This is a genomic window from Serratia sp. M24T3 (assembly GCF_000257645.1).
In the GTDB taxonomy this organism is placed as follows: Bacteria; Pseudomonadota; Gammaproteobacteria; order Enterobacterales; family Enterobacteriaceae; genus Rouxiella.
In genome coordinates this window covers 176,361-188,754 of the sequence record NZ_AJHJ01000007.1, presented here as the reverse complement: position 1 = coordinate 188,754, position 12,394 = coordinate 176,361, and the positions used below count along the sequence as shown (strand labels likewise).

The window sequence follows — 12,394 nt, the reverse complement described above, 5'->3', positions numbered from 1 at the left end:
AGAGACAACTTCAATAACGCCGGGTGAAAGGAATAAATAAGATGAGACTTTGCGATCGTGACATCGAGGCCTGGTTGGATGACGGCCGATTAAGCATTGTGCCGCGCCCACCGGTAGAAAGAATCAGCGGCGCGACAGTAGATGTGCGACTAGGAAACGGGTTTCGCGTATTTCTCGGGCACAACGCCGGTTTTATCGATTTAAGCGGCCCCAAGCACGAAGTCGGTGCGGCTTTGGATCGCGTGATGAGCGACGAGATTGTATTGCCTGAAGGTGAAGCTTTCTTTTTACATCCGGGCGAACTTGCCCTGGCGGTTACGCTTGAGACCGTTACATTACCAGACAATCTGGTAGGCTGGCTGGATGGACGTTCTTCGCTGGCGCGACTAGGGTTAATGGTTCACGTTACTGCGCATCGTATAGATCCGGGTTGGCAGGGGCGCATTGTGCTTGAATTCTATAATTCAGGTAAACTGCCTCTGGCGCTGCGCCCTGGAATGCTGATTGGCGCACTGAGCTTCGAGCCGCTGTCAGGTCCGGCAGCACGCCCGTACAATAGTCGTCTGGACGCCAAATATCGAGACCAGCAGAGTGCGGTTGCCAGCCGTATAGATAAAGACTGACAGGTCCTGGCAGGATGCGGGGGCAGGCAACATATAAGAGGATGGCATGAGAAGATTAGTGACAACGTTGGTTATTTTGCTGGTGGTAGTCATTGCCGGCATGACCTCGCTGGTTTTTTTGATAAACCCGAATGATTTTCGCAACTATATGGTCAATCGTGTTGAGCAAAGAAGCGGTTACAAGCTGGCAATCGACGGCAGCCTACGCTGGCATGTCTGGCCTCAGCTGAGTATTTTGGCTGGGCAAACTTCACTTACCGCGCCGGGAGCGAAAGAACCGGTGGTGAGTGCCGAGAACATGCGTCTTGATGTCCATCTTTGGCCTTTGCTGTCGCATCAGCTTTCTATTAAACAAGTCATGCTCAAAAGCGCGGTGATCCGCCTGACTCCTGACAGTGAGGCCAACCAGCCTGACGCGCCGATTGCGCCTGCCGGTTCAGACAACCAGAGTGTCAATGAGGCGGACAACGGCTGGAAATTTGATATCGGCCATCTCAGCGTCGCAGACAGTCTGCTTATCTGGCAGCGAGCGAAAAGCGATCAGATCAATGTGCGCGACATCAATCTTGAGATGGACCAGAGCAATCATCGACAGGCGACCATTCAGCTTTCGAGTCGCATCAATCGCGATCAGCGCGATCTAACATTAAACGTTGCCGCCACTCTGGATATGCAAAATTATCCTCGTCAGTATTCGGCCAATATCAGCAAGCTGACCTATCAGATTAGCGGTGCGGATATTCCGGCGAAGGGCGTCAGTGGCCAGGCCAGTTTACAGGCCGAATATCAGCAAAATACCCAAACCATGACGCTGAATAACCTGTCGTTATCGGCCAATGATAATCAGCTTACTGGCAGTGGTCGGGCCGTGCTTGGCGACGTGCCGGACTATCAACTCAATTTGCAGGCCGATAAAATGAATCTCGACGAGATTTCCGGCTGGCAACCTCAGGTCACCAACAGCACGCAGCAGCAGGCACAGGCGGTGATGTCTGCACCGGTTATTGCCCGCGATGTCGCGCAACAGCCCAATAGCCTCAGCGTACTCAATGGCTTTAATGCCCAGCTTGCGCTGAAAGCCGTAGCCGTGACTTATCGCGGATTAGCTATTCAAAATCTCGATTTGCAGGCGACCGATCGTCAGGGCGATGTGCAACTTTCTGCCTTGACCGGCAACATGGGGCAGGGCTCGTTCTCGATTCCAGGCAGCCTTGACTCGACCCGACAGCAGCTGCAGGTAAGCCTCTCACCAGAGCTTACCAATATTCAGCTCGGTGATTTGTTGCGCGCCTATAATCTTCCTCAGGCATTGACCGGCAGCTTCTCGATGCACGGCAAGCTGAGTGGCAAAGGCCTGACGCTGGAGGATTTTAACAGCAACTGGCAGGGTCAGGCGGACATGTCGATGGACGATGCACATCTCAACGGCTTGAATATTCAACAGTTAGTGCAACAGGCCGTGGCGCGAAGCAGTAATCGCGTGCAGGGTATGGAGCGCTATGAGATGTACAGCCAGATTCAGAAACTGCAGGCACAGGGCAGGCTACGTAATGGTGAGCTCAGCCTCGAGGGTCTCAGTGCTGAATCGCCGATGATGACGGTCAAGGGTGACGGCAAAGTCAGCTTTGCGGCTCAGCAGGCGGATATGAATTTGCTGGTTCGCGTCACTGGCGGTTGGAAGGGCGATAATCCGCTGATTGCAACGTTGCAGAAAACAGACATACCGCTGCGCGTATTTGGGCCATGGAAACAGCTTAACTATGAGCTGAATGCGGATCAGGTCCTGCGCCAGCAGCTGCAGCAAAGTGCGCGTAGTGCGATTCAGAGTTGGATCGACAAACGAACCAATGAAAAGTAGCACTTCAAAACTGATTTAATATTCGTACTGTAGACGCTGACCGGAGCAATGCTGTATCCGGTCAGCAAGTTTACCCTCTCGGCGACTCGCCGGAACTCGCTCAATGCTCACAAACCTGTCGCGCAGTGGCTGCAAATATCCAACCTCGTCACACTTCGTAATCCTGCTCGACTTCTTTAATTGGGGTGATTTTCACTTTCAAAATACGATGACTGTTCACCTCGAGGGGTTCAAACAGGTAATTGTCGATATGTAGCTGAGTGCCTTCCTGGGGAATATTCTGCGCGTACTCCATCAATAAACCAGCGATCGTATGATATTCACGCTTATCATCGACTGGCAGAGGCAGATACATCACTAGATCGTCAAGCGGCATATAACCATTGGCAATCCAGCTGCCGTCTTCTAATTGAACAATGTCATGACGAGCATCGAGAGTGGCCGAAGACTCAGGCATGCTTCCGGCGATCGTTTCCATCACGTCAGTCAATGTGACGATGCCCTCCACTGAACCAAACTCATCAACCACAAACGCAAAGTGCGTTTTTGCCTGCTTGAACTGCTCGAGTGCGGCCAGCAGGGAAAGTTGTTCAGGGAAAATAAGCGGCTGTTTGATAACGGCTTTTATATCCATCGAGTTGTGCAATAGCTGTTGTTTGAGCAAATCGACAACGTGAACGACGCCAAGCGGCGCATCAGTCGAACTGTCCTCGGTGACCAGCATCCGCGTGTGCTGGTTGTGAGCAATCTGTTGTAACAGCGCCTCGGGTGGGTCGTTAAGTTCGACATTATCCACGTCATGGCGCGAGGTCATTACGCTGCTCACCGAGCGCTGCGCCAATCCCAGCACCCGTTCAATCATATGGCGTTCCTGCTGGTTGAAAATCGCGTCTTCTTCTGGATTGATATCGGCAACCATATTTGAAGAGTGAGCATCCAGTTCGGCGTCGTCATGCTTGCCGCGCAGCACTCGCAACACAGTTTCGGCAGTTCGCTCGCGCAGTGAACGGCGAGATGAGAGAAAGCGCCGACGGTTAAACTGTGCCAGCTGATTCAGCATTTCTATCATCACCGAGAAACCGATAGCGGCATACAGATAACCTTTAGGGATGATATATCCAAAGCCGTCTGCCACCAGACTGAAGCCAATCATCAGCAAGAAACTTAAACACAGAATAACAATGGTAGGGTGGTCGTTAACAAATCGCGTGAGTGGGCGGCTGGCAAGCAGCATCAGGCCGATGGCAATACACACGGCGGCCATCATCACTGGCAGGTGATCGACCATGCCGACTGCAGTAATCACCGAGTCGAGCGAGAATACCGCATCTAACACCACTATCTGTGCAACCACCGGCCAGAAGCGTGCGCGGCTTCCCTGTTGGCTATTTTCCTCGTCTTTACCTTCTAATCGTTCATTAAGCTCGGTTGTTGCCTTGAACAGCAAAAATATCCCACCCGCCAACATGATAATGTCGCGTGCGCTGAAAGAATGGCCGAAGAGAGTGATTAATGGCCGCGTGAGGGAGGAAAACCATGAAATTGCGGCCAGCAGCAGGAGGCGCATCACCAGCGCAAAAAGCAATCCAGTAACACGGGCGCGGTCACGCTGATGCCGGGGAAGCTTGTCGGCAAGAATAGCGATAAAAATCAGATTATCGATACCCAGTACAATCTCGAGAACCACCAGGGTAGCCAGCCCGGCCCAAATCGACGGATCGGCGATCCATTCCATATTGCTTTCATACCTTTGTGCAAGCGGAGGAGTCCGCACCATGAATAATGGTTGTTGGGGCGGGAAATTTCAAATTTAAAATCAGAGAGCTAGGTAATTCACGCTGATTGCCTGAATTTTCAGAAAAGTGCTCTAAATCCGGCTTGATACGAATTCATTTACGCTTTGTGGCTGACAAAAATCTCTGTTGTTGACTTTTTCGACAATTCGTTGATTTGCTCGACATACCCAGAACCCGTGTGGCCCGGCAATACGTTTTTTATTGTTTTATATTAAAAAAAGTCAATTTACGGGTAACAATCTTATTTTTTTATGATTGACTTAAGGTCATACTAAACTCGTGATGTGTGGTTTCCGTTTGCACGGCTTAGACGTAAGCTACTGAAAGATTCACGGTATAAAGACAACATCTTATACAGATTTGGGATTGTTGATTGAGCCTGCAAAAGCATGGCGAGAGTCTATACTTTGCTTAAGTGATTTTTAAAGCTAATAGCTATTGCTTAAGTATCTTCAGTGGGTAGAGCGGTAGATAAATTCTGTAAAACCGCTGGCTGAATTTTAATCTTATGGTGTTGAGGAGTATCTCTTACAATGTTAAAAGCTGTTATCCCTGTTGCCGGTTTAGGCACACGTATGTTGCCTGCGACAAAGGCCATTCCGAAAGAAATGCTGCCAATTGTTGATAAGCCTCTGATTCAGTACATCGTTAATGAATGCGCTGCCGCTGGCATCAAAGAAATCATTCTGGTCACTCACTCGTCCAAAAATGCAATTGAAAACCATTTTGACACCTCTTTCGAGCTTGAAAGCATGCTTGAGTCGCGCGTCAAGCGCCAGCTGCTGGAAGAGATCCAGTCTATCTGCCCGAAAGGCGTAACCATCATGAACGTGCGTCAGGGCCAGTCTAAAGGCCTCGGGCATGCAGTGCTTTGCGCGCGTCCGCTGATTGGCGATGCGCCTTTTGCCGTTATTTTGCCAGACGTTCTGATGGACGAAGTTTCTTGCGACCTGCGCAGAGACAACCTCGCTGCGATGGTTAAGCGTTTTGAAGAAACGGGTAACAGCCAGGTAATGGTTGAAGAAGTACCAGAAGAAGACGTTTCTAAATATGGCGTGGTTGACTGCAACGGTGTTGAAGGTGAACCTGGCAAAAGCATTCCAATGAAAGCTATTGTCGAAAAGCCGGACCGCAAAGACGCGCCATCAAATTTGGCGGTTGTTGGCCGTTATGTGTTTAACGAAGACATCTGGCCTCTGCTGGCAGTAACCCCTTATGGTGCGGGTAACGAAATTCAGCTGACTGATGCAATTGCATTGCTGATGAAGAAAGAAACCGTTGAAGCCTTTACCATGACCGGCCGTTCGCACGACTGCGGCGACAAATTGGGTTATATGAAAGCTTTCGTAGAATATAGCCTGCGTCATAATGCTTCAGGCGCTCAATTTAAAGAATGGCTGAAAACACTTAAGATTGATTGATTTTTACTTTTAAAAATTGATTAAAAAAAAAGCACCGTTGATCGGTGTTTTTTGTGTTTTTAACAACCTTAAGTTATCAATAGAGATCATTGGAATTATTTTTCTGATGTTTATTTTATGAAATAGCTTAATTATTATTCATTCAAAGTTGAAAATATTGGCAATATCAACTTACGAGAATAATCTGGAAGAAATATATTTTTGTTCATGCCAGCATTTTGCGCACTCGATTAGAACTTTTTACTAACAATAGCTATACTGGGCGGCAAATAGCTCCTGATTAATACTGCAGGACACGCAACCCTCAAATAAAGCTTAATGACCCTTAAAACGAACAGTACTTTGGTTGCTACAAGCCAAGGGCGGTAGCATTCATCAAGGTCAAGTGACTCAATGCTAACTAATTGTTCTAATTAAAAAAACTGTTGCAAAGTAAGATATCTTAAGGAAAGAAAATGTTACTCCCAGTGATCATGGCAGGTGGTACCGGCAGTCGTCTTTGGCCAATGTCCAGAGAGCTTTATCCTAAGCAGTTTTTAAGGTTGCACAGCAAAAATTCTATGCTGCAAGAGACTGTACTTCGTTTGGACGATCTTGAAGTACGCGAGCCAGTTGTGATCTGCAATGACGAGCATCGTTTTCTGGTAGCAGAACAATTAAGACAGATCAAAAAACTGTCTAATAACATTATTCTTGAACCTGTTGGACGCAATACTGCTCCTGCTATAGCTCTCGCGGCGCTGAACGCGATAAAAGATGGTGATGACCCGGTCATGCTGGTACTGGCTGCCGATCACGTCATTAATAATGTTGAAAAGTTTCACGAAGTTGTTGAAAAGGCGATTCCATTTGCCAGTAAAAACAGTCTGGTAACCTTTGGTATTGTGCCTACCGGCCCTGAAACCGGATACGGTTATATTCAACGTGGCGAAAGCATTGGAGAACTTGATGAAGGCTATCAGGTTAAATGCTTTGTTGAAAAGCCTGACAGCGCTACTGCTGAAACCTATATCGCTTCCGGTGAATATTACTGGAACAGCGGCATGTTTATGTTCCGCGCCAAGAAATACCTCGAAGAGTTAGAGAAATTCCGTCCAGATATCTATGAAGCCTGCAAAAAATCACTGCATGATCTGCCAGACGGGATGGACTTCATCACCGTAGATAAAGAAGCCTTTTCACTTTGTCCTGATGATTCAGTCGACTATGCCGTGATGGAAAAAACACGTAACGCGATGGTTGTGCCATTGGATGCAGGCTGGAGTGATGTTGGTTCCTGGTCAGCCTTGTGGGAAGTCAACGAAAAAGATGAGCAAAACAATGCGCTCACGGGCGACGTATTCCTGCACAACACCCATGATTGTTATATTAATACCGATGAGAAAATGGTTGCGGCCGTTGGTGTGCAAAATCTGGTAATTGTAAATACTAAAGATGCGCTTCTGGTTGTTGATAAGTCAAAAGTTCAAGATGTTAAGAAAGTTGTGGAATATCTTAAAACTAATCTGAGAAGCGAATATAAGCATCATCGCGATATTTACCGCCCTTGGGGTAAAAGCGATTTAGTGGTTGCCGAGAATCGTTTCAATGTAAATCGCGTAACGGTTAATCCTGGCGGTAAATTATCCACTCAGATGCATCATCACCGCGCAGAACACTGGATTATTCTGGCCGGTACCGCACAGGTCACTATCAGTGACAATACTTTCCTGTTGACGGAAAATCAGTCAACGTTTATTCCGATTGGGTCAGTTCATACTCTGGAAAACCCAGGCAAAATCCCATTGGAAATTCTTGAAGTTCGCTCTGGTTCTTACCTTGGCAACGATGACGTTATTCGCATTAAAGATCACTACGGTCGTAATTAATTCTTGAGGTTTACATGACTACGTTAACTTGTTTCAAAGCTTATGATATCCGTGGAAAACTGGGCGAAGAGTTAAATACAGATATCGCTTACCGTATTGGTCGTGCATTTGGTGAATACCTCAAGCCGAAAAAAGTTGTTTTAGGTGGTGATGTCCGCTTAACCAGCGAAGAGCTGAAATTAGCGCTCGGCAATGGCCTTATGGATGCCGGAACCGACGTTTATGATATCGGTGTCAGTGGTACTGAAGAAGTTTATTTTTCCACCTTCCATTTAGATATGGACGGCGGTATTGAAGTTACTGCAAGTCATAATCCAATGGATTATAACGGCATGAAACTGGTGCGTAAGAATTCCCAGCCTATCAGCGGTGATACCGGGCTGCTTGATATTAAGCGATTGGCCGAGCAAAACGAATTTGCTGCAGTAGATTCCTCCAAACGCGGTACTTATCAGAAAATCGATATTCTTGAGCAATATGTTGATCACCTGCTGGGTTATATTAATCCTTCAGCGCTTAAACCTCTGAAGTTGGTGATCAACTCAGGAAATGGCGCAGCAGGACATGTTATCGATGAGATTGAACGCCGCTTCAAAAAAGATAATGTCCCAGTGACATTTATCAAAGTTCATAATCAGCCCGATGGTAATTTCCCTAACGGTATTCCTAATCCACTGCTGCCAGAATGTCGCGCCGATACCGCTGACGCAGTAAAAGCACATAATGCTGATATGGGTATTGCTTTCGACGGCGACTTTGACCGCTGCTTCTTCTTTGACGCGGCTGGTGAGTTCATTGAAGGGTATTATATTGTCGGCTTATTGGGACAGGCTTTCCTCGAAAAGAATCCTGGACAAAAAATAATTCACGACCCGCGCCTGACCTGGAATACGCAGGATATTGTGAGCCAGTCTGGCGGCGTGGCGATTATGTCGAAAACGGGCCACGCGTTTATCAAAGAACGCATGCGCAGTGAAGACGCCGTGTATGGCGGCGAGATGAGCGCCCACCACTATTTCCGTGATTTCGCCTACTGCGACAGTGGCATGATCCCGTGGTTGCTGGTGGCCGAACTGGTTTCGGTAAAAGGTAACTCGCTGAGCAGCATGGTGAAAGATCGCATGGCGGCATTCCCTGCATCTGGCGAAATCAACCGCAAGGTAGAAGATGCCAAGCTGGTTATCCAAAGAATTCGCGATACTTACGAATCCGACGCACTGAATGTCGATTTCACCGATGGCCTCAGCCTCGAGTTTGCTGATTGGCGCTTCAACCTGAGAAGCTCCAATACCGAGCCTGTTATCCGATTGAACGTTGAATCAAAAGGGAACACTGAGCTGATGAATCAGAAAACAGCAGAGATCATCCAGCTATTAGGTGGGGATTCTTTGTGAAAGATTTACTACTAGCAATTTATCGCTATCGTGGTTTTATCACTAGCAGCGTTAAGCGAGACTTTCAGTCTCGCTATCAGACAAGCATGTTAGGTGCTCTGTGGCTGGTTTTACAGCCTTTAGCGATGATCCTGGTTTATACGCTGGTCTTCTCACAGGTAATGCGCGCAAGAATGCCCGGTGAGGCAGGTCCCTTCACCTACAGTATTTATCTATGTTCCGGCGTATTGACCTGGACTTTATTTACTGAGATTGTCGACAAAAGCCAGAACGTTTTTATTGCTAACGCTAACCTGATTAAGAAACTAAGTTTTCCAAAAATTTGCCTCCCAATTATTGTCGTTTTATCGGCGGTGGCTAATTTCTTAATTATTTTCAGCTTATTTATTATTTTCCTGCTACTGACTGGGAATTTCCCTAATATGTTGTTTCTAGCATTTATCCCATTGTTGTGTCTTCAGCTACTTTTCTCTGTAGGATTAGGCATGATTTTCGGGGTGATGAACGTATTTTTCCGTGACGTCGGGCAGTTTGTCACCGTTCTCCTTCAGTTTTGGTTTTGGTTTACTCCGGTTGTTTATGTTTTGAATTCACTACCTGATTGGGCGCATAACGTATTGATGTATAACCCATTAGCTCGTCTTATGGCCGGTTATCAGTCAATTTTTACCTATCACAGAATGCCTGATTGGTACTCGCTATGGCCAGTGCTGCTGTTAGGGATTGTATTTTGCGCGCTCGGAATGCGGCTATTTAGAAAGCATTCTGCTGATATGGTGGATGAATTATAATGAGCTTTATTTCTGTTGATAAAGTCGGTAAGGCCTACAAGCAATATCCCTCAAAGTCTGCGCGATTAATTGAGTGGCTCTCGCTGTCGAAAAAACTACAACACGACCTCAAATGGATCCTCAACGATATATCGTTTGTTGTTAAACCAGGCGAGGCCGTGGGTATAATTGGTATCAATGGGGCAGGCAAGAGTACCCTGCTGAAACTGATAACCGGTACAGCTAAGCCCACTACCGGTGAGATCCGTATTGAAGGCCGTGTTGCCGCAATGCTCGAACTTGGTATGGGTTTTCATCCTGATTTTACCGGAAGGCAGAATGCCTATATGTCTGGGCAGTTGCTGGGAATGACCGCACAGCAGGTCAGTGACCTGATGCCTGAGATCGAAGAGTTTGCAGAAATCGGCGATTATATCGATCAGCCGGCGCGCGTTTATTCAAGCGGTATGCAGGTGCGTCTCGCTTTTAGTATTGCTACTGCTATTCGCCCAGACGTGTTGATTATCGATGAAGCACTTTCGGTCGGTGATGCCTATTTTCAGCATAAAAGCTTTGCGCGAATTCGCGAGTTTCGCGAACAGGGAACGACTTTGCTGTTGGTCTCCCATGACAAAGCTGCGATTCAGTCAATTTGCGACCGCGCAATACTCTTAAATAAGGGGCGTATTGAGAAACAGGGTAATCCAGAAGAAATTATGGATTACTACAATGCAATGTTGGCCGAGAAGTCAGGATCGCCGGTTACTATCCGACAGGAAAAAACCGAAGATGGTCAGGTGCAGACTATTTCCGGGAATGGGGATGCCACGGTTGGTTCTATCTCTTTGATTAACAGCAAAGGGAAAGTTTCAGAAAATATTGGCGTTGGCGATCTCGTGACCTTGCAAATCGAGGTGGAAATTCATCGGCCAGTAAAAGAGTTGGTTTTAGGTTTTCAAATTAAGGATCGTCTGGGGCAAATAGTGTTTGGCACTAATTCCTACCATATGAAAGAAACGGTTCATGACCTGCTCGCAGGACAGAAAGTTACCTTTAATTATAAATTCCCGATGAACCTTGGTGAAGGTAACTTCTCAATTGCCACGGCATTGCATGACCGAGACACGCATATTAATAACAACTATGAGTGGCGAGACCTGGCTCTGGTATTCAATGTGATCAACATCGATAGGCTGTCATTCATTGGGGTGTCGTGGCTGGAAACGGAGTTAGAGTGTTCATATGAAAGATAGTTTTTATAGCGCATTTGAAAAAAAATATCGTGGGTCTCGCGAGCTAATTGGAAAGCGACTTGAAGCCTATATTCCAATAATTTCTCCCCTTTTAAAGGTGTATCCTGGGGCTAATGCACTCGACCTTGGCTGCGGTCGGGGTGAATGGCTAGAAATGGCCACGCATTTAGGCTTTGACGCTAGTGGGGTAGATCTTGACGAAGGAATGCTTTCTTATTGTATAGAGCTTAACCTCAAGGCTGAAAAAGCTGAAGCAATATCTAGCCTTAAAGCCTTGCCAGATAATTCTATCGCGCTGATTTCGTCCTTCCATCTAATTGAACATATTGGTTTTGACAATGTGCGTATTCTGGTTGATGAAGCGTTAAGAGTGCTAAAACCAGGAGGTCTGCTAATTTTAGAGACGCCCAATGCCGAGAATATTCAGGTGGGGACTAATACATTCCATTTAGACCCAACCCACGATAAGCCAATTCCGTATCAGCTATTAGAATTTTTAGCAGAGTATGCCGGTTTTAGTCGCACAAAGGTTATGCGCCTGCAAGAGCCTAAGCATATTAGCCAACAACATCTGAACGTATCGCTTTCGGACGTTTTACTCTCTGTCAGCCCTGATTACAGCGTGGTGGCGCAAAAGGGTGCTGATGAATCGATTGTAAGCCAGTTCCATACAGCCTTCGATGTCGATTATGGCGTTTCACTAATCGAACTAGCGAAAGCCTATGACGAAAACGAGCAGGCTTTTCACTCTCAGCTAAAAGTATTACAAGAAGAGATCTCAACTCTCAAAACTCAGGTTGTTGATATAGAGACGACTATTAGCACTGAAGCATTAGAAAGTGAAAGATTGCATCACGAGATCTGGTCAGAAAAAGAAGCTCGAAATTATGAGAGATGGGAAATAAAAGAGTCTCGAAATTATGAAGTATTAAACACAAAAGTTCATCTTGAGTATGAAAATGCCAAGCTTAAACAAGATATTGAGCAGTTGCAGGCAGCATTAGAACAAATGACCAACAACTATCACCATGTTGGCACTGCACATCATCATATGGTGTTAAGCCGATCCTGGAAAATTACCAAGCCTTACAGATTTGTGGGCCGGCAGGTTAAATATGTTTTGCAGCACGGTCCGGTAAATAGATTTAAGCAAATTGTTAAACGCGTTCTTGTAGCATTAAATTATCGACTTGCTCGCTATCCAGGGTTCAGAACGAAGCTTATTTCAGTCACTAGAAAGGCCGGACTTGAAAAAGTCGCCAGGCGAATTTATTTAAAAGCGCAGCACACCACCCACACCAGCGTGGTAGATGAAGTGCTGATTCATCAGGATTTAAAGCATCAACTACAACATCCTGAGCTAATCCCTCCGGCAGTCAAAGACATATTTTCCAAGCTAAAATAAATAGAA

At 46.5% G+C, this 12,394-nt stretch carries 9 protein-coding genes; 8 read left to right on the top strand and 1 reads right to left on the bottom strand.

Features of this window, described 5'->3' with window-relative positions:
- The first annotated feature begins 41 nt into the window (after positions 1-41).
- Positions 42-623, top strand: coding sequence for a dCTP deaminase (gene dcd, locus SPM24T3_RS08640; protein ID WP_009636356.1), 582 nt, complete (start codon positions 42-44; stop codon positions 621-623).
- A gap of 46 nt (positions 624-669) precedes the next feature.
- On the top strand, positions 670-2,481 hold the full coding sequence (asmA, locus tag SPM24T3_RS08635) for an outer membrane assembly protein AsmA (RefSeq protein WP_037377971.1): 1,812 nt from the start codon (positions 670-672) through the stop codon (positions 2,479-2,481).
- Positions 2,482-2,629: 148 nt separating this feature from the next.
- On the opposite strand, the gene SPM24T3_RS08630 is transcribed toward asmA, so the two are convergent.
- Positions 2,630-4,216 (bottom strand): TerC family protein, encoded by a 1,587-nt coding sequence (locus SPM24T3_RS08630; RefSeq protein ID WP_009636354.1) that lies wholly within the window; start codon positions 4,214-4,216, stop codon positions 2,630-2,632.
- A gap of 594 nt (positions 4,217-4,810) precedes the next feature.
- Here SPM24T3_RS08630 and galU point away from each other — a divergent pair.
- From galU to SPM24T3_RS08600, 6 genes are all read left to right on the top strand, one after another.
- Entirely contained in the window at positions 4,811-5,698 is an 888-nt protein-coding gene (galU, locus tag SPM24T3_RS08625; protein WP_009636353.1) for a UTP--glucose-1-phosphate uridylyltransferase GalU, read from the top strand.
- A gap of 455 nt (positions 5,699-6,153) precedes the next feature.
- The gene (locus SPM24T3_RS08620; protein ID WP_009636352.1) at positions 6,154-7,566 is read left to right on the top strand and encodes a mannose-1-phosphate guanylyltransferase/mannose-6-phosphate isomerase; all 1,413 of its coding nucleotides are present in this window, start codon (positions 6,154-6,156) and stop codon (positions 7,564-7,566) included.
- 14 nt (positions 7,567-7,580) lie between these two features.
- Entirely contained in the window at positions 7,581-8,960 is a 1,380-nt protein-coding gene (gene cpsG / locus SPM24T3_RS08615) for a phosphomannomutase CpsG (protein ID WP_009636351.1), read from the top strand.
- Entirely contained in the window at positions 8,957-9,751 is a 795-nt protein-coding gene (locus tag SPM24T3_RS08610) for an ABC transporter permease (RefSeq protein WP_009636350.1), read from the top strand. Before cpsG ends, SPM24T3_RS08610 begins: the two co-directional genes overlap by 4 nt.
- Positions 9,751-10,983: an ABC transporter ATP-binding protein gene (locus SPM24T3_RS08605; protein WP_009636349.1), complete on the top strand. Its 1,233-nt coding sequence runs from the start codon at positions 9,751-9,753 to the stop codon at positions 10,981-10,983. The genes SPM24T3_RS08610 and SPM24T3_RS08605 overlap by 1 nt, the downstream gene beginning before the upstream one ends.
- The gene (locus SPM24T3_RS08600; RefSeq protein ID WP_009636348.1) at positions 10,973-12,388 is read left to right on the top strand and encodes a class I SAM-dependent methyltransferase; all 1,416 of its coding nucleotides are present in this window, start codon (positions 10,973-10,975) and stop codon (positions 12,386-12,388) included. The genes SPM24T3_RS08605 and SPM24T3_RS08600 overlap by 11 nt, the downstream gene beginning before the upstream one ends.
- Positions 12,389-12,394: the final 6 nt, after the last annotated feature.

What these genes read in the sequence shown, in the direction of transcription:
- galU (WP_009636353.1), top strand. Translation starts at nt 4,811, where the DNA reads ATGTTAAAAGCTGTTATCCCTGTTGCCGGTTTAGGCACACGTATGTTG.
- dcd (WP_009636356.1), top strand. Translation starts at nt 42, where the DNA reads ATGAGACTTTGCGATCGTGACATCGAGGCCTGGTTGGATGACGGCCGA.
- SPM24T3_RS08620 (WP_009636352.1), top strand. Translation starts at nt 6,154, where the DNA reads ATGTTACTCCCAGTGATCATGGCAGGTGGTACCGGCAGTCGTCTTTGG.
- SPM24T3_RS08600 (WP_009636348.1), top strand. Translation starts at nt 10,973, where the DNA reads ATGAAAGATAGTTTTTATAGCGCATTTGAAAAAAAATATCGTGGGTCT.
- cpsG (WP_009636351.1), top strand. Translation starts at nt 7,581, where the DNA reads ATGACTACGTTAACTTGTTTCAAAGCTTATGATATCCGTGGAAAACTG.
- SPM24T3_RS08605 (WP_009636349.1), top strand. Translation starts at nt 9,751, where the DNA reads ATGAGCTTTATTTCTGTTGATAAAGTCGGTAAGGCCTACAAGCAATAT.
- SPM24T3_RS08630 (WP_009636354.1), bottom strand. Translation starts at nt 4,216, where the DNA reads ATGGAATGGATCGCCGATCCGTCGATTTGGGCCGGGCTGGCTACCCTG.
- asmA (WP_037377971.1), top strand. Translation starts at nt 670, where the DNA reads ATGAGAAGATTAGTGACAACGTTGGTTATTTTGCTGGTGGTAGTCATT.